Source organism: Arthrobacter sp. Soil782 (assembly GCF_001428435.1).
GTDB classification, from domain to species: Bacteria; Actinomycetota; Actinomycetes; order Actinomycetales; family Micrococcaceae; genus Arthrobacter_D; species Arthrobacter_D parietis.
Map to the genome: position 1 here is coordinate 85,102 of NZ_LMSO01000010.1, position 23,199 is coordinate 108,300.

The window sequence follows — 23,199 nt, forward strand, 5'->3', positions numbered from 1 at the left end:
GGAGATTTCGCCGTGGCATGGTTTGACCGCCGTGCAGGCCGCGCCGCCGCCGGTAGAGAACCGGCGGCGGAACCGACGACGGCGATCGTCACCGATTCCGCTGCCGCCTTCCCGCCGGCATGGGTCATGGGAGGCGGTCCTGCGGAAAACGTCGCTGTCGTGCCCATGCCGGTCATCATCTCGGGCCGCCATTACGGTGAAGGGGCTGACAACTTGCTCGAGCCGCTCGCAGTGGCTCTCGCGGAAGGGGCGGAGGTGCGCACGTCGCGTCCATCGCCGGGCCACTTCCAGAGCGTGTACCGGAGGCTGGAGCGCGAAGGTGCCAAGGAGATTGTCTCGATCCACCTGTCGGGCAGATTGTCCGGAACGGTCGACGCCGCTCGCTGGGCTGCGCGCACTGTGTCCATCCCGGTGCATGTGGTTGATAGCGGTACCGTCGGCATGGCTCAGGGGTGCGGGGTCGCGGCGGCGGCTCTTGCGCTGCGCGCCGGAGCGACCGCCTCGGAGGCCGCGGACCGTGCCGCGGTCCTGTGCTCCGGAACAAGCGTCTTGTTTTACGTTCCCAGCCTTGAACAGCTGCGGCGCGGTGGACGGATCGGGGCTGCCGCCGGCTTTTTCGGCGCATTGCTCGCGGTAAAGCCCCTTCTGGTTGTGCGGGACGGAGCGATCGAACCACTCGAAAAGGTGCGCACTGCGGCACGAGCCCGACAGCGCCTTGAGGAACTGGTGAGGGAGGACCTTCACCGGCGCCCATCGGGCAGCGTCGCCGCATACCATTACTTCGGCAACAGGTCGCAGGCCGAGCTTGCCGCTGAGCGGGCTCCGGAGGGTGCCGATGCCGTGTTGACCCAGCTACCGGCCGTCCTGGCCGCGCACACCGGTCTCGGTGTCCTTGCGGTGGCGCTGTCCGACCCGCTCATGCCGTAACGCCCCTGATCCTGCACTCCACACAGGCTCCGCTGCGGGTGGGTTGTGCACATAGCGACCGGCGGGGCCGCTTGGCAAAGCGTATGTTCCTACGCTGATCCCATGGCAAGGCACCGCTGGGCAACGGGGGAGCGCGTGTCCAGCCCGGACCGGTTGGACCGTGTCCTCAACCTGAATTGCGGGGAGCCGGTCCCAGAAGCCGAGTCCGCGCCACGAGCCGGCCAGAAGTCAGTAGAAGTCTGGGCAGGAACAGACGGAGGCCGGGACCAGGCAGTGCCAGAAGATGCTGGCCGATTCCGACAGCCGGGCGCTGAAGAACCTGCCACGCCCCGCGAGGATCGCCGGCGCCCGCACCGGCGATGGGTGGCTACGCGCCGGGCCGCGCTGGTGGCGGCGGGCTGCACCCTGGTTGTCGGCGGCTGGCAGTTCGTCAGTACGGACAGCGAGCCCGCCGAGGTGGTGCCGATCAGGCCTCAGGCTTCCGGCACAGCTGACCTGACGGCCGGCTCGGAGGCTTCTGCGGATGCCGCGGAGGCCGTGGCCGTCGAGGAAACGCAGAAAGCTGGTTCATCCGTACAGGGTTCAGGCTCCGCCCACGCAGATACCGTTCTGGTCCATGTTGCAGGAGCTGTGCAGGCACCCGGAGTAGTGGAGCTCGCTGCCGGGTCCCGCGTTTTCGAGGTCCTGGACAAGGCGGGTGGCGCGCTGCCTGAAGCGGAGCTGTCAGCGGTCAATCTGGCAGCCGTGGTGCAGGACGGACAGCAGATCCTGATTCCCCGTACCGGGGAGCCCCTGCAGCCACCCGCCGGCACGTCCGCACCGGAGCAGGCGGCGCAGGACGTGCTGGTGAACCTGAACACCGCCGATGTTCCGGAACTCGAGGAACTTCCCAGGGTGGGGCCGGTCCTGGCTGAGCGCATTGTCGAGTGGCGGGATCAGCACGGTCCCTTTGCACGTCCCGAAGACCTCGATGCTGTGCCGGGCATCGGCCCCGCGATGCTCGAATCACTTGTGCCGCTGGTGACCGTCTGAATGACATCGGCAAGGGCAGGGCGGTGGGAGCAGCTGGTGCGGGCCGCCGCTGGGGCGCGGTCACCAACCGGTGTGTCGGGGGACCGGCGCGGGGACCTGTCAGCCGGTCCGCGAGCGCGCCGTGAAGCACGCAGGCGGAAGGAACCGGCTGCAACCCGAGCAAGTCCGGCACGGGACCTCAGGCTGCTTCCGGGAGCGCTCGCGGCCTGGGGAGCAGCAGCGTTCGCTATCCGTTTGGAGGCGCAGGATGCACTGGTATTGGGCGGGCTGCTGGCCCTTGTAACAATCGGTTGCGCCGTCGTCGTCGTGAGAAGCGGGAGACATTCACCCGTAGCGCAGGTGCTGCTCGTCTTCCTGGGCGCGGCAGCGATGGTGTGCCTTGCCGCTGCCTCACACCAGTATCAGCGCTCCTCACCTTCGCTCTCCGCCGCAATTTCAGACGAGGCGCATGTGACCGTGAAGCTACGTGCGGTATCGGACCCCCGCGAGGCGTCGACAGCTGCGCCGGACGGTACTGCCCGCTGGATCCTCGAAGCGGAGCTTCTGGAAGGAACGTTCAACGGGTCGAGGTTCACGGCCAGCACACCGGTCATGGTGCTCGGAAGTACGGAATGGAGCGCAGTAGCGCACGGTGACGTCGTGCGTTCGGCTGGGAGGCCGCTCGCGACCGAGCCGGGCGCACGTGCAGGAGCACTGCTGATTGCAACAACGGCACCGGCGCTGATGGCGGACGAGCCACCCGGAGGAGTGCTGGTCGAGCGGCTGCGAAACCGTTTCCTCACGCTGTCATCCGCTACCTCCGTTCCCGACGACGGCTTGATGCCCGGGATGGTTATCGGCGCGCGGTCCGCCGTCGGGCAGGATCTGGTGGAGACCATGAAGGCAACGGGCCTGACCCACCTGACAGCTGTTTCGGGCGCGAACTGCAGTTATGTGCTGGCGTTTGTGTTCCTTCTCTGTCGCGGGTGTCGACTACCGCGGTGGGCTGCCGCCACGGCAGGAGTGGTTGCCCTCGTCGGATTTGTGCTGCTGGTGCGGCCTGAGCCGAGCGTTCTCAGGGCCGCCGTCATGGGGGCCATCGGAGTGCTGGCCGTCCTGACCGGCCGCGGGCGGCTGTCCCTGACCCTTCTGTTTCTGTCCATTGCAGCACTTCTGGCCGCAGATCCTTGGCTTGGTGTCGAGTACGCGTTCTTCCTTTCCGTCGCCGCCACCTCAGGCCTGGTGCTCGCCGGCCCTGTCCTGGCCGCCCGCCTGTCCTCGATACTTCCGGTGTGGGCGGCACAGTTGGTCGCAGTTCCGCTTGCCGCCCAGCTGTTCTGCTCACCAATCCTTGCCCTCATCCAGCCGAACCTGCCGACCTATTCCTTGCCCGCCAATATTGCCGCTGCTCCGCTCGTTCCCTTCATCACCATCACCGGGATGGTGGCCGTTGTCCTGGTGGCTCTCGCTCCCTGGGCGGCGGCGCCGTTTGCCGCTACAGCAGGGTGGGCAGCGGTCGGCGTCGCAGAAATCGCACGGTTCTTCGCCGCGGCCCCGCTCGCCGCCATTCCCTGGCCCGGGGGATGGGGAGGTGCGGTCCTGACGGCCCTCATCAGCGGCGTCGTCCTGGTGGCTGTGGTCTGGGGGCCCGCGTTGGTCCGAGTCATCCGAACGGCACCTTCCGTGATGCTCGCGCCGGAGCAGGTGCCGGCAGGACAGTCGGGACGGAAGGGTGCGCTGATGCGCATGTCAATCTGGATGTCCGTCGGCTGCGTGCTCGGCGTTGTCGCCGTCTGGGTCTGGACTGGCGCGGTCGGGCGGGATTCCGCGGACTGGACCGTTGCGGCATGCGACGTCGGTCAAGGGGACGGCCTGGCTGTCAGGACCGGCGCGGACAGCGCGCTCGTGTTTGATGCCGGCCCTGATCCGGGTCCGATGGACGCCTGTCTTGATCGTCTCGGCGTCAACACAGTCGACGTGCTCGTGCTGACCCATCTGCACGAGGATCATTTCGGCGGAATAGCCGGGGTATTCCAGGACCGAACTGTTGGCCGCGTGCTCTACTCCACATCCGAGGACTCCCTACCCGGCATAGTGACTGAGATCACCTCAGAGGCCGGCATAGACGCGGAGTCGGCTTCTGCCGGGCTTGCAGGCAAAACAGCCAACGTTTCCTGGTCGGTGCTGTGGCCGGGACCCGGACCTCCCGCAGATTCAGAGAACAACGCTTCCGCAGTGGTCCTCGTAACGGTGGAGGGCGCCGGTGCAGGGCACGGGCTCACCATCCTTCTCACGGGAGACCTTGAGGAGGACGCCGCTGCACGTTTCCTTGCAGGACATGCGCACCTTGCTGCCACCGGGGTGGATATCCTCAAGGTTGCGCACCATGGCGCACGCAATGGCGGAACTGAAATCATCAATGCGGTCTCGCCGAAGCTTGCGCTCATATCAGCCGGACGGGAGAACGATTACGGACACCCGCATCAAGAAACACTCGAAGCCCTCGAGACGGCGGGCGTACACGTCGCCCGTACCGACCTGCGCGGCACCATCCTGCTCACGCTCCGGCGCAATGGCATACACCTGGACTCGTCGCGATGAGTTGGATGCACCGCGTCCCCGTGGCAAAGTTGAGCCAGCCCATCCCTCCATTGATCAGGAGCCGCGTCCGTGTCCCCAAACCCCGCAGCATCGGTGACTGCGAGCTGGCGCGAGGTTACGCCAGCGCCGGTCATCCTTCTGCTCGGCCCGGAGGAGTACCTCGCAGGCCGTAGTTTCGAGGCCGTCCGCCACCGAATGCGGGAAACGGAACCGGATGCCGAGACAGTCCGGCTTGATGCCGCCCACTATGAACCCGGATCCCTGATCATGCTGGGAAGCCCTTCATTGTTCGGCGGTACGCAGATCATCGAAGCGCGCGGGTTGGCACAGATGAACGATGCGTTTCTCCAGGATGCCCTGCAATACATCCCGCATCCGGCCCCGGACGTGGTGCTCGTGATGCACCACGCAGGCGGCACGCGGGGCAAGAAACTCCTCGATGCGCTGAAAGCGCAGAAGGCCGTTCTGGTTGAGTGCCAGCCCCTGAAGAAGGATTCGGACAAGGCTGACTTCGTTACAGCCGAATTCCGCACCGCACGACGGCGCATCGAACCGGACGCGGTGCGTGCCCTGGTGGCCGCCGTGGGATCGAGCCTGTCCGAGCTTGCGGCGGCGTGCCACCAACTCGCTTCGGATTCCGAAGGCGCGGTCTCCGCTGAGCTGGTGGAGAAGTACTACGGGGGGCGGGTAGAAGCCACAGGCTTCAAGGTGGCAGACGCCGCGCTCGCAGGCCGCGGCGGACAGGCACTGACCATGCTTCGTCATGCCCTCTCAACCGGCGCGGATCCCGTGCCGCTCGTCGCTGCGCTCGCAATGAAGCTGCGCGGAGTGGCGAAAGTCTATGGGGTCAGGGGCAACTCCGCTCAGCTTGCCAAGGAACTCGGCATGGCGCCCTGGCAGGTTGACCAGGCCCGCCGCGAAGCCCAGCGGTGGACCCCGGATGGCCTGAATCACTGCATCCAGGTCCTTGCCGAAGCTGACGCCCAGGTCAAGGGTGAGGCGAGGGACCCCGTGTACGCGGTTGAGCGAGCTGTGACAGCCATCGCATTGGGCGGATCCCGCTAGCTTGGGATTTGGACTGAGCACCCTTCTGGGTTAAACAGCAGTGGCCGGCCCGAAGGCCGGCCACTGCGCTGGTGAAGCTGTGTAACTGAAGGGCAATCAGCCGAGGTTGTTGACCCTCTTGGCGATGCCCGACTTGCGGTTGGCCGCATTGTTCTTGTGCAGAACACCCTTGCTTACGGCCTTGTCGAGCTTGCGGTTGGCCACTGCAAGCGCAGCCACTGCCTTGTCCTTGTCGGTAGACTCCACAGCGGTGGTTACGGCGCGGATAGCGGTCTTCAGCTCGGACTTGACCGAGTTGTTGCGCTGGCGGGCCTTCTCGTTCGTGAGAATGCGCTTCTTTTGGGACTTGATATTTGCCACGTATTTAAGACTCTCTTTGTATTGCGGACTGGTCTGAGGGATTTCGGTGCGGCCATTGACTGAGCGGCGTGGGGATACCGGGCGGCCGAGCCGAAGTGCCCGTCGACCTGCGCGGACACACAGCTATACAGGCTACCAGAACGGGCGCGGCTTCGCGCTCCGGGCGCGTCCGGAGGATCCGCGCAGCTACATCAAGGCGCGCTCGTCCAGCAAGGGACGCTCGTTTCAGGAACGTTCCTCATACCGGGACATGACGCGGTCGAAAAGCAGACGGTCCAACGTCGCGCCGATCCGCCGCACGGCTCCGGGGTCGATCGTCAGGAGGCGTTTCACATAGACCTCGCTGGGCCGGCCTCGGCGGTCCCAGGACCCGCTACCTATGTCCACATAATCGTCGTGCCGGCTCCGGGCATTATTGCGGTCCCGGGAGGTGAGCATGAGTGCGAGCAGCGAGCTGCCATCCCTGCCGATAATCAGCACGGGTCGGTCCTTGCCCTGGCTCGGATCGTCCTCGTACGGCACCCAGGTCCATACAATTTCGCCGGGGTCGGCAGTGCTTCCCGGCTCCGGCGCATAGGCCTCTGGAGTGTTGCGCTGCGTGGCGGGGCGGGAAGCGATCGACTTCAGTGCCGCCTTGGCAAGACGGAACAGTGACTGTTCTAGTGAGGTCATCCGGCCAGCGTACCGGCCAGATTGCGGGCTCGAGACGTCCCCATGGGACAATGGAGACTGTACTTTCCGCGCGGGCTGCAGCCCCGGCGTCGTCGTCGTTCTTCCGCGGATTTTCCAAACTGTCCCACAAAGTAAGAGGTACGTCAGTGTCACCCATGGCCCGCACAGCTCCGGTGCCCGCTGCCACGGATCCCGCGATCATCAGAAATTTCTGCATCATCGCCCATATCGACCATGGCAAGTCCACCCTTGCGGACCGGATGCTCCAGCTCACCGGTGTGGTGGAGCAGCGGGATATGAAGGCCCAGTACCTGGACCGCATGGACATCGAGCGTGAACGCGGGATCACCATCAAGTCCCAGGCGGTCCGCCTGCCTTGGGAACTCGACGGCGTCAGCTACGCGCTGAACATGATCGACACTCCCGGCCACGTCGATTTCACCTACGAGGTTTCGCGGTCCCTTGCGGCATGCGAGGGCGCCATTCTGCTCGTGGACGCCGCGCAGGGGATCGAAGCGCAGACGCTCGCCAACCTGTACCTTGCCATGGAGAACGACCTCACGATCATTCCGGTGCTCAACAAGATAGACCTCCCGGCCGCGCAGCCCGAGAAGTATGCAGCGGAGTTGGCGAACCTGATCGGCGGCAATCCCGAGGACGTGCTGCTGGTCTCGGGAAAGACGGGCGTTGGTGTGGAAGCCCTGCTGGACAAGATCGTGAGGGACCTTCCGTCGCCGGTCGGGGATGCGAATGCGCCGGCCCGTGCAATGATCTTCGATTCCGTCTATGACACCTACCGCGGCGTGGTCACCTATGTCCGTGTGGTCGATGGCCACCTGAGCCCGCGTGAGCGCATCCAGATGATGTCCACCCGCGCCAGTCATGAACTGCTCGAGATTGGTGTCAGCTCGCCGGAGCCTACGCCGTCCAAAGGTCTTGGCGTGGGTGAAGTCGGTTACCTCATCACCGGGGTCAAGGATGTCCGGCAGTCCAAAGTTGGTGACACGGTCACCAATCTCGCGAAGCCGGCTGCGGCGTCGCTGAGCGGGTATGCGGATGCCAAACCGATGGTCTTCTCGGGGCTGTACCCACTCGACGGCGCAGACTATCCGGTGCTTCGTGATGCCCTAGAAAAGCTGATGCTCAATGATGCCGCGCTGATCTATGAGCCGGAGACCTCCGCGGCCCTGGGGTTCGGTTTCCGCGTGGGCTTCCTCGGCCTGCTGCATCTGGAAATCACCCGGGAACGCCTCGAGCGTGAATACAACCTGAGCCTGATCTCCACAGCACCCAACGTGGAGTATGAGGTGACGCTCGAGGACAAAAACGTCGTCCACGTTACCAATCCCAGCGAGTACCCCGTGGGCAAGATCGCTGCAGTTCGCGAACCAATGGTTTCCGCGACCATCCTTGCACCCAATGAATTCGTCGGCGCCATCATGGAACTGTGCCAGAGCCGACGCGGCGTGATGGGCGGAATGGACTATCTTTCCGAGGACCGCGTGGAGATCCGGTACCGGCTTCCACTGGCGGAGATCGTCTTCGACTTCTTCGACATCCTCAAATCGAGGACCCGAGGGTATGGGTCCCTCGATTGGAAGGCCGACGGCGATCAGGTGGCGGATCTGGTCAAGGTGGACATCATGCTCCAGGGGGAACAGGTGGATGCCTTTTCCGCGATCACCCACCGCGACAAAGCCTATGCGTACGGTGTGATGATGACGGGTAAACTGCGCGAGTTGATTCCGCGGCAGCAGTTCGAGGTGCCGATCCAGGCGGCCATCGGGTCACGGATCATTGCGCGGGAGAGTATCCGGGCCATCCGCAAGGATGTCCTCGCCAAGTGCTATGGCGGTGACATCACCCGGAAGCGAAAGCTGCTGGAGAAGCAGAAGGAAGGCAAGAAGCGTATGAAGATGGTGGGACGCGTCGAAGTGCCCCAGGAAGCGTTCATTGCCGCCCTGTCGTCGGATGAATCGAAGGACAAAGCCAAGAAGTGACGACGGCGCCTATCAGGGAACGCAGCATTGCCTAGTACCCTGCCCCTCGGTGAGCCTGCACCGGCCGACGGGCGGCTGCCTCCATCAGCTGTTGCCGGTTCACGGGACCGTGCTTTCGGACTCTACGTCCACATCCCCTTCTGTGCTGTCCGTTGCGGGTACTGCGACTTCAACACCTACACGGCTGCTGAGTTGGGTGGGGGAGCGTCGCAGGCCAGTTACGCACTCACGGTCGAGCGGGAGCTCGAATTCGCCGGGGGAGCGCTTGCGCAATCCGGCATTGCGCAGCGCGCGCTAAGCACGGTGTTTTTCGGTGGCGGCACGCCCACGCTGCTTCCGTCGCAGGATCTGTCACGGGTTCTGCAGACGGCGAAAAACGTATGGGGCCTCGAACCCGGGGCCGAGGTGACAACGGAAGCGAATCCGGATTCGGTGACCCCTGAATCACTGGCGGAACTGGCCCGGGCAGGCTTCACGAGGGTGTCATTCGGCATGCAGTCCGCAGTGCCGCATGTCCTCGCCGTGCTCGACCGCACGCACGCTCCGGAGCGGGTCCCCCTTGCGGTTGAGTGGGCACGGGCTGCCGGTTTGAAGGTCAGTCTCGACCTGATCTACGGAACACCCGGTGAGGAGTTGTCGGACTGGGAGAGCTCCCTCGAAGCGGCGCTCACCCTGGAACCGGATCATCTGTCTGCGTACGCGCTGATCATCGAGGACGGCACCGCGCTGGCCCGGCGGATCCGCCGCGGTGAGGTGCCGATGGTCGACGACGACGACCACGCGGACAAGTACGAAATTGCTGAGAACATGCTTCGTGGGGCCGGAATGTCCTGGTATGAGGTAAGTAACTGGGCGCGCACTGGCGAGGATCAGTGCCGCCACAACCTTGCGTACTGGAAAGGCCACGACTGGTGGGGAGCCGGTCCGGGCGCCCATTCCCACATGGGCGGCACACGGTGGTGGAATGTCAAGCATCCCGCCGCCTATGCGCAGCGCCTGGACACCGGCGCATCGCCCGCGGCCGGTAGAGAAATACTGGACGAAACGGCTCGCTACGTCGAGGACGTTCTCCTACGCTCACGGTTGGCCGAGGGTTATTTGGTGGCTGGCCTCCAGCCTGAGGGACGTCACGCGGTGGCCGGGTTGATCGCGGACGGGTTGATAGAGCCGGCGGATGCTTTCAAAGGTGTTGTGCGCCTCAGCGGGCGGGGACGGCTGCTCGCTGACGCCGTCGTCCGGCGGTTGTTGCCGAACTGAGCGGCTAGTGGAAAATCCTCAGGTTGAAGGGGTAGCGGTACGGCTTGCCCCGGTTGACGTGGATACCGGCCGCAACGGAGAACGCTGCAAGCATCACCCAGATGAGCGCATTGAGGACGGCGAAGATCCCGCCGATCCCGGGTATCAGGGACAGCAGCAGGCAGATCCCGGCAATGATGCTTGGCGGGAAAGTGAAGTTGAACGCTTCCTTCGATTCCTGCTCGGTGAAGGCGCCCCGGTCGCGGAAGATCAGAAAAATGATCAGCGACGGCACAAACCCCAGGATGCCGAGGAAGTGAGACAGCGTGGCCCATTGACGGTCTTCCGACGGACTCAGCGGTGGCGCACTCGAACTGGCACCCTGGAACGCGGGATCAGAGTCCCGGGGCGCCGGTCGTGACTGGGCGTCACCGTGCCGGTCTGCGCTGTTAGGCAACGGTACTTCCTTCGAACTGTTCGGACTTCACCGCTCACACAAGCGGAACTTACTTCCTCAAGGGTACTTGGTGTACCGGCCGGGCGCAGTCGCGTGTGCCGCGACGAAGCCTTCAACGGCTATGCGCCGGCTCCCGGTGCAGTGAGGAAATCGATGACTTCCTCGACGCGCCCGAGCAGCGTCGGTTCGAGATCAGCGTAGGTGCTGACGCCGTTGAGGATGCGCTTCCAGCCGTTCGCGGCATCCGCCTGCGTGGAGTGCGGCCAGCCTAAGCGGCTCAATATCCCCGTCTTCCAGTCCTCGCCGCGGGGTATTACCGGCCAGGCATCAAGACCAAGAGCACGCGGTTTCACAGCCTGCCACACATCGACGTAGGGGTGCCCGACAATCAGTACGTTCCCGGCGGCGCCCGCCACCGTCATCGCCCCGGCCGCGATCCGGGCTTCCTTGGTGCCGGGCAGTAGATGATCGACGAGGATACCCAGGCGGCGGCCGGCGGAGGGAGCGAAGTCCCGCACGGCTGCTGCCAGATCGTCCACGCCATGCAACGGCTCCACCACGATGCCCTCAACCCGCAGGTCGTCTCCCCAAACTTTCTCCACCAGCTCGGCATCGTGTTTGCCCTCGACCCAGATCCTGCTGGCTCGAGCCGTGCGCGCCCGCGCTCCGGCAACCCGGACTGAGCCCGATGCCGTTCTCAGCTGTGCTGCAGACTGCGCGCGGGCAGGAATCAGTTCCACCGGCGAACCTTCATGGTGGAAGCCGAAGCCGAGCGGAAAAGTGCGTCGCTTGCCGCGGCGGTCCTCAAGGACCATCACGTGCATCCCACCGGCCTTCTCCGTGCGCAGGATCTCCCCGACGAATCCGCTCTGCACGTCTTCAAGGACGACGCCGGGACGGGCTTCGACCTTGGCGGCCGGGGTGGCCCGGGGTCCGGTAAGATCCTGTGCTCCCCACTCGTGATACGACATGTGACTTCGCTCGCTTCCGCAAATTCCTGCCTTCGGAACAGGCAGAGCCAATGCTAACAATCGCCTCGATCGTATTAGACTTGGCACTTAGGTGTGTTGAGTGCTAACTCAGGAACAGGGCAGGAAAGTACATCGGAGGTGAACATGAGCGAACCCAGGCGGCTTGAAGTTCTGCGGGCAATCGTTGAGGATTACGTCCATTCCCGCGAGCCGGTGGGATCCAAGGCGCTGGTCGAGCGCCACAGGCTGGGCGTATCTTCGGCAACTATCCGCAATGACATGGCACTTCTGGAAGAAGAGGGCCTGATCACAGCCCCGCATACCAGTTCCGGCCGCATCCCGACCGACAAGGGTTATCGGTTGTTCGTCGACCGGATCGCCGAGGTCAAGCCGCTGTCCGCCCCGGAAAAGCGGGCTATCCGCGCACTCCTGGAGGGCGCAGACGATCTCGACGACGTCCTCGACCGCACCGTCCGCCTGCTCGCCCAACTCACCAACCAGGTTGCGGTCGTGCAGTACCCGCACCTGGGCACGGCGTCCGTCCGCCACATCGAACTCGTGCTGCTCGCTCCCGGTCGCGCGCTCGTGGTGCTGATCTCCACGAACGGCGCTGTGCAGCAGCGCGTAGTGTCCGTGCCCGCCGAGGCACAGGAAAATGACCTGGCCGACCTGCGCCAGCATTTTCTGGAAAGGGTTTCCGGTGTTCGTCTCCCGTCGGTTCCCCAGGAACTCGGTGCGTGCATTGCGGATCTTCCCCCCTCGCTGCAATCTCTTGGCCAGGCAATTGGACACAGCCTGGAGCAGTTGTCAGCCGCTAACAGGGAAGACCGGATCGTGCTGGCGGGCACGGCCAACCTCGCCCGCTCAACCCTCGACTTCCCTTTAACCATTGGTCCGGTCCTGGAAGCGCTTGAGGAACAGGTTGTCATGCTTCGGTTGCTTTCCGAGATGGGGCAGGATGCTCTGGGCATCTCGGTCCGCATCGGCCGGGAGAACCCGTATGGCGGTTTGGCCGAAGCCTCCGTGATTGCTACCGGATATGGACCGGATTCACTGGCAAAGGTGGGAGTGCTTGGCCCCACGAGAATGGATTATCCGACCACCATGGCCGCCGTGAGAGCGGTGGCCCGCTACCTTTCCCGCATCCTCGATGAATCTTGACCGGATGACGGAGCCCATGAAGCCCAGCCGCTCACGCGGTGAGATAACAGGAAGTGATGTGCAGGAGTGAGTAATCACTACGAGGTCCTTGGCGTTGCACGCGACGCCAGCGGCGAAGAAATCAAGAAGGCCTACCGGAAGCTTGCCCGCAAGCTCCACCCGGACGTCAACGCCGGCACGGAAGCAGCTGAGGAGTTCAAGCTCGTCACGCGCGCGTACGAGGTACTCTCGGATCCCCAGAAGCGGCGCGTCTACGACACCACCGGTAATGAAAACGGCACCGACAATGGATTCGGTGCCGGTTATTCCGGCTCGGGCTTTGCGTTCCAGGACATTTTCGAGACCTTCTTCGGCGGAGGCGGTCCCAGCGGCCCCCCATCCCGAACCCAACGCGGTCAGGACGCGTTGATAGCCGTCCGGATCGATCTGAAGGATGCGGTCTTCGGTACCAACAAGAAGATCGAGGTGGATTCAGCGGCGGTGTGTCCTACCTGCGATGGATCCTGTACCCAGCCGGGCACTTCCCCGCGAACCTGTGATATCTGCGGCGGATCCGGTCAGGTGCAGCGTGCGGTTCGGTCCATCCTCGGTCAGGTAATGACGACGGCGACCTGCGGCACCTGCCAGGGGTACGGAACCGTCATCCCGCATCCCTGTAACGAATGCAATGGGGATGGCCGCATCCGTTCCCGCCGAAGCCTCACCATCAAGGTGCCCGCGGGTGTCGCTACAGGTACCCGTATCCAGCTCGCGGGCCAGGGCGAGGTCGGCACGGCGGGCGGTCCCCAGGGCGATCTCTACGTAGAGATTCGGGTCAACAGCGACTCGACCTTCCTTCGTGAGGGCGACGACCTTCACGCGACCCTGAGCGTGCCGATGACCGCTGCGGCCCTCGGCACCAACGTGATAATGAAGAGCTTCGACGGTGACCAGGAACTCACGATCAAGCCCGGCACGCAGTCGGGCGAAGTGATTACCCTTCGCGGCCTTGGGGTGACCCACCTGCGCGGATACGGCAGAGGGGACCTGCTGGTGCATTTAAGCGTGGAAACGCCGCGGAACCTCGACAGCGGACAGGAAGAACTGCTTCGGCGCCTTGCGGAAATGCGCGGCGAAGAATTCACCGAGGGCCAGCTGGCGAGCAGCGGATCAGGAGTTTTTGCCCGCCTTCGTGAACGCCTCGGGAATCTATAGCCGGGTTATCGGGCAATGACCAACCAGGCCTTCTTCGGCGATCCGGCCGATGTGCAAACCGCTGCCGTCGGCGGCAGTCTGACGCTGCGCGGTCCGGAGGCGCATCATGCCGCAGCCGTGAAGCGGGTTAGGCCGGGTGAAGAGATCGATGTCCTTGATGGAGAAGGACACCGCTTGAGCTGCACCGTTGTCGAAGCAACTCACGGTGCCGTGGTGGTGACCGTGGACAGGCTCTCATTCGATTCGCCTCCCGCGATGCGGCTGGTCCTGGTGCAGGCGTTGGCGAAGGGGGACAGGGCGGAACTGGCAGTTGAGGCGGCGACGGAACTCGGTGTTGACGCGGTGCTTCCCTGGCAGGCGGATCGAAGTATCGTACGGTGGCGTGCCGAGAAGGCAATCAAAGGCCGTGCCAAGTGGGAGTCCCTCGTTCGTGCGGCATCGAAGCAGAGTCGGCGCGCACGTGTTCCGGAGGTACTCGATGTGCTGGACACCAAGGGCCTGGGACACTGGCTGGGCGGCGTGCAGCACCCGGTTGTGCTGCACGAGGAAGCGAGCGAGTCACTCGCGGAATACTGGGGTCGGAGTACGTTAGCAATGTCGGAAACGCTGGCCGTGATTGTGGGTCCGGAGGGCGGTATCAGCCCCGAAGAGCTCGGTGTATTGGCCAACGCGGGGGCGGTTCCGGCGCAACTTGGTACCAACGTCCTGCGAGCTTCAACAGCGGGACCCGCGGCCATCGCGGTACTGAATCACCTGGCCGGACGCTGGTAGCTGCGCGTCAGCGGACGCTGATCAGTTTGTCATCGGTCACCACGCCGGCGGCCGGGCCTGCTTCGGCGGGTGGGCCGGCGGCTTCGTACACCTCGAGGAGAAAAGTTCCCGCCTCCAGCGCAACGCTGAACTCGTATAGTCCGACAGCACCGGTTCCAGCGTCCACGGGAACCGTTCCGCTGACAACATCTTCGGCGGGGACCCCACCGCCATCTACGCGCCGCACCCGCCACTCAAGGGCAGCATCCGTCGTCGTGGTGCTGCCCTGGACTATAACCGTTCGATCGGAACGGACTGAGCTGTCCTGCGGGTTGATGATCCACACGGGCGCAATAGCGCCGACGTCCCGTTGGAGCAAGGAACTCAGCTCGATGTGTCCAAAAGCGCTGTAGCCCGCTTTGCCGTCCACCAGCAGGCGGACACTGCTGGGACTTCCGCTTGCAATCAGACCGGAATTGGCGGCTGCAGCCGTTGCTGTGTAGACAAGCTGCTGCACCGCACGCCCGGCGACTGCTGCATCGATGCCGGTGGTAAAGGCGTCCGAGGAGATGTCGATCGTGACCACATTGTCGAGTGAAATCGAAGTATTGACAGCCGAGGCTTCCTGCCACGGGCTGTAGTAATCGTCATCGAGCGGCTCCGCGCTGGTCATCGCCCACACGGCAGCAGCAATCGGATCTCCAGTTGACTCAGCAGGAAGGAACTCGCGATAGAGGAGCCCGTTGGCATCTCCGAGCCAGTAAACAGGAAGGAGCGGGGCGGCGTCCGGGGCCGCGGGACTTTGGAGATCGATTTCGGGCAAGCTGGCAGTCGACTCCAGCAACACTTCTGCCTCTGCTGCGATCTCGGAGGTCGACTCATTCTGCCCGCCGATCGTGCAGGCCTGCAGGCCCAACGCCGCGGCGACGAGTATGGATCCCTTCCACCGGCGCCCGGAGGTCCGTCGGTTGAGGAGAGGAAGAACGCCCATGCGTGTCCGTTCCTCTCATTCGTCGGGCCGATCGATTGTCGTGCAGCGTAAGTCTGGGCGTCGCCAATCAGTGGTGACGCCAACAGGAACCGGAACTGCACGGAGTTCTACTTCAGCTTTGCATAGGTAGGAGCCCCTGCCCTGTGTTTTTTCCGAATCGCGGCCTGACTGAAACGCTATTGATATCGGTCCGTTGCGTTCCTGAGATTTTTCCGTGCCCGGCCAAACCCCGGCTCCCTTGGCGCCGCATCCAGGTGAGCGGCAACAGGACGGCGGCGGTACGCTAGTAGAAGGCCTCGTCATGGGTCTGAACAAGCACACAACCGGATGAACCGGAAAATTCGGCGGCACAAGGAGAGATGGAAGGCCTACGGGCCGATACTATGACCGATTCTGCAGTGGGTATGGGGGCAGCGGGCCTGGACAGCCGGGTCGTCCAATTCGAATCAGCTGAACAGATGGTGCAGGCCCTAGGAGCCAATGATGAGGCACTGGCCATGATCGAAGGAGCTTTCCCTGGTATCAGTCTGCACGTGCGGGGAAGCGATCTTTCCATCACGGGGCCGGCAACCGACGTTGGGCGCACTGAGCGGCTGATCAGCGAGGTCCGCACGCTTGCCGCCAACCAAACACCGGTGACCGCGCAAGTACTGGAGCAGCTGCTTTTCATGCTCAAGACGCAGGGCGCGGCCAAACCGGCCGAAGTCCTGTCGATGAACATCCTTTCCTCGCGCGGACGCACCATCCGTCCGAAGACGGTCAACCAGAAGAACTACGTCGAGGCAATAGATACGCACACTATCGTTTTCGGCATCGGTCCGGCGGGTACGGGCAAAACATACCTGGCAATGGCCAAGGCGGTCCAGGCGCTCCAGCACAAGGAAGTCAACCGCATTATCCTGACGCGTCCGGCGGTGGAAGCGGGGGAGCGCCTCGGTTTCCTTCCGGGCACTCTTAACGACAAGATCGACCCTTACCTGCGCCCGTTGTACGACGCGCTGCACGACATGATGGAACCTGATTCAATTCCACGCCTGATGGCCGCCGGAACTATTGAGGTTGCGCCGCTTGCCTATATGCGCGGCCGAACGCTCAATGATGCCTTCATCATCCTCGATGAAGCGCAGAACACCACTCCCGAACAGATGAAGATGTTTCTGACCCGTCTCGGCTTTGGTTCGCGGATGGTGGTAACCGGAGATGTGACCCAGGTCGATCTGCCCGGCGGGACCAGTTCAGGGCTCAGGATAGTCAGTGACATCCTGCAGGGTGTCGAGGATGTTGCCTTCTCCACACTGGATGCCACCGACGTCGTGCGCCACCGGCTGGTGGGAGACATCGTGTCCGCCTACAGCCGGTGGGATGAGTCACAGAGAGTGGCTCTGAACGGACGCCGCGGTCCAGGGAAGGCGACCCGTAATGAGCATTGAGGTGAACAACGAGTCAGGCTTCGAGGTGGATGATGAGGCGCTGGTCAGGCTCGGTCGCCACGTGCTTGAGCGTCTCTTTGTGCATCCGGAGTCGGAGCTGTCGATCATCCTCGTTGACATCGACGCCATGGAAAAGCTTCACATCGAATGGATGGACGAGCCGGGGCCAACCGATGTTCTGTCCTTCCCCATGGACGAGTTGAGGCCTGGTACGGCCACGCGCCCCACGGATTCGGGCATTCTGGGAGATGTCGTCCTCTGTCCAGAGGTGGCCCGGACCCAGGCGAACAACGCCGGACACAGCATGAACGAGGAGCTGCTCCTGCTCACAACCCACGGCATGCTTCACTTGTTGGGGTTCGATCACGCTGAGCCGGAAGAGGAAAAGGAGATGTTCGGCCTCCAACGCGAGCTCCTGACCGATTTCCTGGGAGGCAAAGCGCCACGGGAAACCACCCAGTGAGTCTTTTCCCAGCGTCGAAGCAGTCCATCAAATGATCGTGTTCCTCCTGGCCCTGATGGCAATCGTGTTTGTGTTGATTGCCGCGTTGGTTACGGCTGCCGAAGCGGCTTTCAGCTATCTTCCCCGCCAGGACGCTGAGGCTCATCTTGACGGGCCCAAGGGAGAACCTGTCCGCCGCGTCCTCGAATCGCCCGTAGCACACATGCATGCGCTACGGTTTTGGCGGGTCTGGTTTGAGATGGCCGCCGCAGTCGCCGTTGCGCTTCTGTTTGCTGACGTGCTGGATAACATCTGGATCGCGGGACTACTGGCCACGGTGACGATGGCCGGCCTCGGGTTTGTACTGGTCGGTGTGTCGCCACGGCAGCTCGGCCGGACCAACGCAGCAACCCTGGTGCCGTTGACCGCACGCCTGGTTGGTGTCCTGCGGTCTATTCTGGGTCCCGTTCCTCGCTGGTTGGTCGGCATCGGCAGCGCACTGTCGCCGGGGTCAGCCCGGGCTGAGGCGGCGTTTTTCACGGAAGAGGAGTTTCGGGAACTGCTCTCACGTGCCAATGAAGCGGAGATGATCGAGGACAGCGAAGCCGAATTGATTCATTCGGTGTTTGAGCTGGGAGATACCAAGGTGCGGTCGGTCATGGTGCCGCGCACGGACATGGTGTCGGTCGAGGCCGGATCCACACTCCGGCAGGCGATGTCCCTCTTCCTGAGGTCCGGCTACTCCCGGGTTCCCGTGATCGGCGACAATGCGGATGACGTCCGGGGCATTCTGTACCTGAAGGACGTCGTTGCTGTCCTGAACGGAAACAATCCCAGCGATAGGGACCCGGTGGATGGTGTCTGCCGGGATGTCCGCTATGTTCCTGAGTCCAAGCCCGTGGGAGATTTCCTTCAGGAACTGCAGCGCGAATCAACACATGTCGCCATCGTCATCGACGAGTACGGCGGTACGGCAGGACTCGTGACGCTGGAGGACCTGATCGAGGAGATCGTCGGCGAGATCGTCGACGAGTACGACTCCGAGGTACCCGAAATGGAACAGTTGGCCGAGGGCGGATTTCGCGTCAGTGCCCGCATGAGCATCGACGATCTGGGTGAACTGTTCGACCTGGAGCTTGAGGATGATGAGGTTGACACCGTCGGTGGTCTTTTGGCAAAGACCCTCGGACGGGTGCCCATCGTCGGGAGCGAGGTCCAGGTCGGTGACATCGCACTACGGGCGGAACGCGTCGAAGGGCGCCGCAACCGCGTGTCCCACATCCTTGCATGGCGGGTCGAACGGCCCACGGATGAGGACGCACGAACAGATCAGGACAACGGAGTTTCAAGGGAAACGGTGGAAAACAAATGAGCACGCAGCAGTATCGCGCGGGGTTCATCTCGCTCGTCGGCCGGCCCAACGCAGGGAAGTCAACCCTGACGAATGCACTGGTGGGGCAGAAGATTGCCATCACTTCGGCCAAACCCCAGACCACTCGGCACACCATCCGCGGGATTGTGCACCGGGAGGACGCGCAACTCATCCTGGTCGACACACCAGGTCTGCATCGACCACGAACTCTTCTCGGCCAGCGTCTCAATGACTTGGTTGCGGACACTCTGGCGGAGGTCGACGCCATTGGGTTCTGTCTGCCCGCCAACGAACACGTGGGACCGGGCGACCGCTACATTGCGGCGCAACTGGCGCAACTGTTGCGGAAACCCGTCATCGCTGTCGTCACAAAAGCAGATCTCGTGAGCAAGGAGGCGCTTGTGCGCCAGTTGTTAGCGGTGGCTGAGCTGGGACGCGAGGTGCTCGGCGAAGCGGGGTGGGCCGACGTCGTGCCTGTGTCCGCAGTTGACGGGTACCAGGTAAGCACGGTTGCCGATGTCTTCGCGTCGCACATGCCCCAGTCGCCGCCGCTGTACCCCGATGGTGCCCTCACCGACGAGCCGGAGGCCGTGATGGTTGCTGAGCTTGTGCGGGAAGCGGCGCTTGAGGGCGTTCGTGATGAGCTTCCCCACTCGCTCGCGGTCGTCGTTGAGGAGATCGTCCCGCGCGAGGGGCGCCCCGAAAACAATCCGCTGCTCGATGTCCGGGTGAATCTTTACGTCGAGCGTTCTTCGCAGAAGGCCATCGTCATCGGAAAGGGCGGCGCACGACTGCGCGAGGTAGGGACTGCCGCAAGGAAGAGTATTGAAGCTCTACTCGGCACCAAGGTCTATCTCGACCTCCATGTGAAGATTGCCAAGGACTGGCAGCGCGATCCCAAACAGCTCGTGAAGCTCGGTTTCTAGCCGGTGCTGATCGCCTCGGGCACTTCAAGCGGCGCTTGCTCGTTGAGCTACAGATGCCCGGAGCACAGGGGCACCAAGTCTTGAATCACATCGAAAGGGCCGAGCGTCATGAGTGAATCCGGCGGTGAGCGGAACGGCTCCCCGGATGGTATCCGTCTGGGGACCGGTGGCCGGCATCTCGGCAAGGGACGGCCGCGCGTCCTGCAGATAGTCGCGATCTCGCTCGTTGCGGTACTCGTGGGTGCCATCGCATTCGTGGCGCTCTCGGTGGTTCGCCTCCAAGGGAATGTAGCCACCGAACCCCTCAACCTTTCCACCGACGGTGAATCCCAGCTGCCCGTCGACCTCAGCAGGGATCCCGTGCAGATTCTGATCATCGGCAGTGACACCCGCGCCGGGCAGGGTGGGGACAGCGAGCCAGAGGACGTCGAGGGTCAGGCGGATGTCATGATGCTCATGACGATGTCCGCGGACCGGAGCAACGTCACCATGGTGAGCTTCCCCCGGGATCTGTTGGTTCCGCTGCCGGCTTGCGAGAACCCGGAAACCGGTGCAACCAGTCAGCCGATGGCGCTGGGACAGCTTAACAGCTCCCTGGCGAACGGCGGTCCCGGCTGCACCGTCGCAGCCATCAACGAAATCACGGGTCTGCAGATCGACCACTTCATGATGGCTGATTTCAACGCGGTGACTGAGCTTTCGAAGGCAGTGGGCGGTGTTGAAGTCTGCGTCAACCAGGCCGTCGACGACGAATTTTCCGGTTTGGAACTGCCGGCCGGTACCAGCGAGGTGGAGGGTGAGCAGGCCCTGGCGTTCCTGCGCACGCGGCATAGCTTCGGCACCGGGGGAGATGAAGGCCGAATCCGCGCGCAGCAAGCTTTCCTGGCGTCACTGGCACGGAAAATCAAGGAGGAAGGCACGCTGAGCAACATCCCGCGCCTCTACTCCATTGCGGAGGCAGTCACTCAGAACCTGACGGTCGACGACGGTCTCGCCGAGATTCCGGAGCTGCTCAAACTGGCAGGGCGCCTGCAGGAGGTTGACCTGGGAAACGTGGCGTTCGTGACGGTCCCCGTTGTGCCCTATGAACTTGACCCGAATCGCCTCGTCCTGGATGAGGACAAGGCTGATGACCTGTTCGCGGCTCTTCGCGCCGATCGGGACATCACCAAGCCGGTACAGGAGCCCTCGCCGTCAGAAAGCGCGAGTCCGGAGACGGACCCGTCGGGCACGCCTGAGCCGACTCCGGAACCTGAACCCACCCCGACCGTCGAAGAGCTCGGTTTCGATCCGGCGTTGGTTCCGCTTACTGTGCTCAACGCTTCCGGCGAATCCGATCGCGGGCAGGAACTGCAGGAAGTGCTGCTCGCAGAGGGCTACGTACAGGCCACTGTCGCTGACGCGGACGATCGTCCGGCTACCCAACTGTTTGTGGGCCCCGGCTACGAGGGAATAGCGCCCGTCATCGCAGAACTGTTCGGTCTGGCTGATGTTCAGGTAATCCCGAGTGCAACAACTGTGGGACTGGAACTATCCGTTGGCAGCGACTTCACCGAGGGGGAGACTATCGAGGCCCAGGGCGTTGCCGGCGACCTGAGCGGCCAGACGGCCGCCCAAGTAACCTGCCAGTCCTGAGCAGCTCCTACCAGATCCTGACCCGTTCCTCGGGCGCAAGCCACAGCTTGTCTTCTTGATCCACCGAAAAAGCACTATGGAATTCGTCGAGGTTGCGCACTACCTGATTGCACCGGAATTCGTTCGGTGAATGAGGATCGATGGCGATGCGCCGTGCGGCCTCTTCAGTGCGAATGTTCTGGCGCCAGCATTCGGCCCAGGAGTAGAAGAAACGCTGCACTCCGGTCAGCCCGTCAAGAACAGGCGCTTCCGCTCCATCCAGACTGATGACGTAAGCAGCCAGGCTGATTCCCAGTCCGCCAAGGTCGCCGATGTTCTCACCGAGGGTGAATTTCCCGTTAACCGGATGGTCCGGAGCCTCGGTGGGAGCCAACTCAGAGTATTGACTGACAAGCCGTCCAGTGAGCGCCTCGAATGCCATCCGGTCAGCTTCAGTCCACCAATTGTGCAGCGCGCCCGTACCGTCGAACTGTGATCCCTGGTCATCGAAGCCATGCCCGATCTCGTGTCCGATGACGGCCCCGATTGCCCCGTAATTTGCGGCTGGATCGGCATCGGCGTCGAAAAATGGCGGCTGCAGGATCGCGGCCGGGAAGACAATCTCGTTCATTGTCGGCATGTAGTAGGCGTTCACGGTCTGCGGAGTGAGGTGCCACTCGCCACGATCAATGGGGCCGCCGAGCTTGGCAAGTTGCCGGTCGGTTTCGAACTCGGTCGCTCTGCGCACATTGCCGTACAGGTCACCGGGGACAATTTTCAGTGTTGAATAATCGATCCAGCGATCGGGGTACCCGATCTTCGTGGTGAAGAGACTCAGCTTCTCCAGGGCACGTGCACGTGTCTCGGCGCTCATCCATTCGAGACGGTTGATGCGCTGTTCGTAGGCAGCAAGGATGTTTTCGACCAGTTCCCGCATGGTGGCCTTGTGGGACTCAGGGAAATGCCGCGCCACGTACATACGCCCAACGGCCTCACCCATGGTTCCCTCGACAATCGCGACACCCCGTTTCCAACGTTCCTTCAGCCGAGGCGTACCGCTGAGGGTGGTCCCGTAGAACGCGAAGTGAGCGTCGACGAAGTCGTCGCTCAGAAACGGAGCTGCGTGCAACAGCACCCTGGCAGCCAGCCAGTTTTTCCACACCTCCAACGGGACTTCATCCAGTGCTCGTACCAGAGCCGTGATGTACCCCGGCTGGTTCACGATCAGTTCGCCGGGAACCCCGACGCCGGCAGTCAACTCCGTGAGCCAGGTTTCCAGCTGCGGTGCATCCTTGATCAACGTGGCAGTTGTGCGCAGATTGTAGGTGGCTTGCGGATTACGTTTGGTCACCGTGTCCATGTGGGAAGAAGCTAGCCGTGCTTCGAGATCGAAGACGCTCGCCGCCGCAGCACGGCTCTCAGGGCGCCCGGCAAGCTCGAACAGCTGGTGCAGCAGTTCGACATATCCGAGTCGTGCCTCTTCGAACTTCGCCTCCCGGTAGTAGGACTCGTCAGGCAGCCCGAGTCCGGACTGGTAGAGGTGCAGCAGGTAGCGTTCGGGATCTCCTGCGTCGTTGCTGACGTAGGGGAGGACAAGACCGGCTGCGCCGGCCCTCGTGAGTTCGGCGTCGAGGCGGACGACGTCCATGACCGCCGCAGCGCCGTCTATCTCTTCCAGCAGCGGTTGCACGGGAGCGCTGGCCTCCCTGTTGAGATGTTCTATGTCCATGAAGTCCGCAAACAACGCGCCGAGACGAAAGCGGTCGCCGTCGTCGTCCGTCTCTGCTGCCGCATCCTCGACGATTCTGCGCACGGCCAGTTCAGCTGCATCCGCCAGCTGCGAGAATGAGCCCTCGCGGGCTCGGTCCTCGGGAATGGGGGTGTTTCGTAGCCAACCGCCATTGACGTGGCGGAAGAGGTCGTCCTGGGGGCGTACATCGGAATCGATGTTCGCGACATTGATGCCGGATGCGGTCATGAAAGCTCCTTCGTTGGTGCGTCTTCTCATCCTAGGGGCCG

At 63.2% G+C, this 23,199-nt stretch carries 20 protein-coding genes; 14 read left to right on the top strand and 6 right to left on the bottom strand.

All coding sequences use genetic code 11. The features are described 5' to 3' along the window. The first annotated feature begins 12 nt into the window (after window positions 1–12). The 4 genes from ASH00_RS13815 to holA all read left to right on the top strand — a co-directional run bounded on the left by ASH00_RS13815 (window position 13) and on the right by holA (window position 5,604). On the top strand, window positions 13–927 hold the full coding sequence (locus tag ASH00_RS13815; protein ID WP_056549471.1) for a DegV family protein: 915 nt from the start codon (window positions 13–15) through the stop codon (window positions 925–927). 102 nt (window positions 928–1,029) lie between these two features. Next, complete coding sequence (locus ASH00_RS16495) at window positions 1,030–1,959, top strand: ComEA family DNA-binding protein (RefSeq protein WP_082566155.1); 930 nt, start codon at window positions 1,030–1,032, stop codon at window positions 1,957–1,959. Next, a complete protein-coding gene (locus ASH00_RS13825; protein ID WP_056549473.1) occupies window positions 1,960–4,539 on the top strand; it encodes a ComEC/Rec2 family competence protein in 2,580 nt (859 codons plus the stop codon). A 69-nt stretch (window positions 4,540–4,608) separates the two neighbouring features. Continuing rightward, a complete protein-coding gene (holA, locus tag ASH00_RS13830; protein ID WP_056549475.1) occupies window positions 4,609–5,604 on the top strand; it encodes a DNA polymerase III subunit delta in 996 nt (331 codons plus the stop codon). Between the two features lie 96 nt (window positions 5,605–5,700). Here the strand turns inward: holA and rpsT are convergent, their stop codons facing one another. Together rpsT and ASH00_RS13840 are read right to left on the bottom strand one after the other, a co-directional pair. Further along, window positions 5,701–5,964 carry a 30S ribosomal protein S20 gene (gene rpsT, locus ASH00_RS13835; protein ID WP_056549477.1) on the bottom strand — a complete coding sequence of 88 codons (264 nt, stop codon included), beginning with the start codon at window positions 5,962–5,964 and terminating at the stop codon, window positions 5,701–5,703. Between the two features lie 225 nt (window positions 5,965–6,189). Next, complete coding sequence (locus ASH00_RS13840) at window positions 6,190–6,636, bottom strand: type II toxin-antitoxin system PemK/MazF family toxin (protein ID WP_056549479.1); 447 nt, start codon at window positions 6,634–6,636, stop codon at window positions 6,190–6,192. 146 nt (window positions 6,637–6,782) lie between these two features. Between ASH00_RS13840 and lepA the strand changes: the two genes are divergently transcribed. Together lepA and hemW are read left to right on the top strand one after the other, a co-directional pair. Beyond that, window positions 6,783–8,636, top strand: coding sequence for a translation elongation factor 4 (lepA, locus tag ASH00_RS13845; RefSeq protein WP_200954827.1), 1,854 nt, complete (start codon window positions 6,783–6,785; stop codon window positions 8,634–8,636). A gap of 27 nt (window positions 8,637–8,663) precedes the next feature. Then, complete coding sequence (gene hemW, locus ASH00_RS13850; RefSeq protein ID WP_056549482.1) at window positions 8,664–9,893, top strand: radical SAM family heme chaperone HemW; 1,230 nt, start codon at window positions 8,664–8,666, stop codon at window positions 9,891–9,893. Between the two features lie 4 nt (window positions 9,894–9,897). Here hemW and ASH00_RS13855 read toward each other — a convergent pair whose 3' ends face one another. Then, window positions 9,898–10,329, bottom strand: coding sequence for a DUF4870 domain-containing protein (locus ASH00_RS13855; RefSeq protein ID WP_056549484.1), 432 nt, complete (start codon window positions 10,327–10,329; stop codon window positions 9,898–9,900). Window positions 10,330–10,448: 119 nt separating this feature from the next. Further along, window positions 10,449–11,300, bottom strand: coding sequence for a DUF3097 family protein (locus ASH00_RS13860; RefSeq protein ID WP_056549485.1), 852 nt, complete (start codon window positions 11,298–11,300; stop codon window positions 10,449–10,451). Between the two features lie 144 nt (window positions 11,301–11,444). Here ASH00_RS13860 and hrcA point away from each other — a divergent pair, with 144 nt between their 5' ends. The 3 genes from hrcA (at window position 11,445) to ASH00_RS13875 (ending at window position 14,426) form a co-directional block, all read left to right on the top strand. After that, window positions 11,445–12,461, top strand: coding sequence for a heat-inducible transcriptional repressor HrcA (hrcA, locus tag ASH00_RS13865; protein ID WP_056549616.1), 1,017 nt, complete (start codon window positions 11,445–11,447; stop codon window positions 12,459–12,461). Between the two features lie 66 nt (window positions 12,462–12,527). Next, window positions 12,528–13,655, top strand: coding sequence for a molecular chaperone DnaJ (dnaJ, locus tag ASH00_RS13870; RefSeq protein WP_056549487.1), 1,128 nt, complete (start codon window positions 12,528–12,530; stop codon window positions 13,653–13,655). A 15-nt stretch (window positions 13,656–13,670) separates the two neighbouring features. Further along, window positions 13,671–14,426, top strand: a complete 756-nt coding sequence (locus tag ASH00_RS13875; protein ID WP_056549490.1) for a 16S rRNA (uracil(1498)-N(3))-methyltransferase — start codon at window positions 13,671–13,673, stop codon at window positions 14,424–14,426. Between the two features lie 7 nt (window positions 14,427–14,433). Here ASH00_RS13875 and ASH00_RS13880 read toward each other — a convergent pair whose 3' ends face one another. Continuing rightward, on the bottom strand, window positions 14,434–15,396 hold the full coding sequence (locus ASH00_RS13880; RefSeq protein ID WP_056549492.1) for a GerMN domain-containing protein: 963 nt from the start codon (window positions 15,394–15,396) through the stop codon (window positions 14,434–14,436). Window positions 15,397–15,779: 383 nt separating this feature from the next. Here ASH00_RS13880 and ASH00_RS13885 point away from each other — a divergent pair, with 383 nt between their 5' ends. From ASH00_RS13885 to ASH00_RS13905, 5 genes are all read left to right on the top strand, one after another. Further along, on the top strand, window positions 15,780–16,826 hold the full coding sequence (locus ASH00_RS13885) for a PhoH family protein (protein WP_082566156.1): 1,047 nt from the start codon (window positions 15,780–15,782) through the stop codon (window positions 16,824–16,826). Further along, on the top strand, window positions 16,816–17,289 hold the full coding sequence (gene ybeY / locus ASH00_RS13890; RefSeq protein WP_056549496.1) for an rRNA maturation RNase YbeY: 474 nt from the start codon (window positions 16,816–16,818) through the stop codon (window positions 17,287–17,289). The genes ASH00_RS13885 and ybeY overlap by 11 nt, the downstream gene beginning before the upstream one ends. A gap of 31 nt (window positions 17,290–17,320) precedes the next feature. Next, a complete protein-coding gene (locus ASH00_RS13895) occupies window positions 17,321–18,640 on the top strand; it encodes a hemolysin family protein (protein WP_056549498.1) in 1,320 nt (439 codons plus the stop codon). Beyond that, entirely contained in the window at window positions 18,637–19,566 is a 930-nt protein-coding gene (era, locus tag ASH00_RS13900) for a GTPase Era (protein WP_056549500.1), read from the top strand. The genes ASH00_RS13895 and era overlap by 4 nt, the downstream gene beginning before the upstream one ends. A gap of 108 nt (window positions 19,567–19,674) precedes the next feature. Then, window positions 19,675–21,201, top strand: a complete 1,527-nt coding sequence (locus ASH00_RS13905) for an LCP family protein (RefSeq protein ID WP_056549502.1) — start codon at window positions 19,675–19,677, stop codon at window positions 21,199–21,201. Window positions 21,202–21,208: 7 nt separating this feature from the next. On the opposite strand, the gene ASH00_RS13910 is transcribed toward ASH00_RS13905, so the two are convergent. Further along, the gene (locus tag ASH00_RS13910; protein ID WP_056549504.1) at window positions 21,209–23,158 is read right to left on the bottom strand and encodes a M13 family metallopeptidase; all 1,950 of its coding nucleotides are present in this window, start codon (window positions 23,156–23,158) and stop codon (window positions 21,209–21,211) included. Between the last annotated feature and the right edge of the window lie 41 nt (window positions 23,159–23,199).

Coding starts and splice junctions, on each gene's coding strand:
- ASH00_RS16495 (WP_082566155.1), top strand. CDS start 1,030: ATGGCAAGGCACCGCTGGGCAACGGGGGAGCGCGTGTCCAGCCCGGAC.
- ASH00_RS13825 (WP_056549473.1), top strand. CDS start 1,960: ATGACATCGGCAAGGGCAGGGCGGTGGGAGCAGCTGGTGCGGGCCGCC.
- ASH00_RS13840 (WP_056549479.1), bottom strand. CDS start 6,636: ATGACCTCACTAGAACAGTCACTGTTCCGTCTTGCCAAGGCGGCACTG.
- ASH00_RS13860 (WP_056549485.1), bottom strand. CDS start 11,300: ATGTCGTATCACGAGTGGGGAGCACAGGATCTTACCGGACCCCGGGCC.
- hrcA (WP_056549616.1), top strand. CDS start 11,445: ATGAGCGAACCCAGGCGGCTTGAAGTTCTGCGGGCAATCGTTGAGGAT.
- ASH00_RS13875 (WP_056549490.1), top strand. CDS start 13,671: ATGACCAACCAGGCCTTCTTCGGCGATCCGGCCGATGTGCAAACCGCT.
- ASH00_RS13880 (WP_056549492.1), bottom strand. CDS start 15,396: ATGGGCGTTCTTCCTCTCCTCAACCGACGGACCTCCGGGCGCCGGTGG.
- ASH00_RS13885 (WP_082566156.1), top strand. CDS start 15,780: ATGACCGATTCTGCAGTGGGTATGGGGGCAGCGGGCCTGGACAGCCGG.
- ybeY (WP_056549496.1), top strand. CDS start 16,816: ATGAGCATTGAGGTGAACAACGAGTCAGGCTTCGAGGTGGATGATGAG.
- ASH00_RS13895 (WP_056549498.1), top strand. CDS start 17,321: ATGATCGTGTTCCTCCTGGCCCTGATGGCAATCGTGTTTGTGTTGATT.
- era (WP_056549500.1), top strand. CDS start 18,637: ATGAGCACGCAGCAGTATCGCGCGGGGTTCATCTCGCTCGTCGGCCGG.
- ASH00_RS13905 (WP_056549502.1), top strand. CDS start 19,675: ATGAGTGAATCCGGCGGTGAGCGGAACGGCTCCCCGGATGGTATCCGT.
- ASH00_RS13910 (WP_056549504.1), bottom strand. CDS start 23,158: ATGACCGCATCCGGCATCAATGTCGCGAACATCGATTCCGATGTACGC.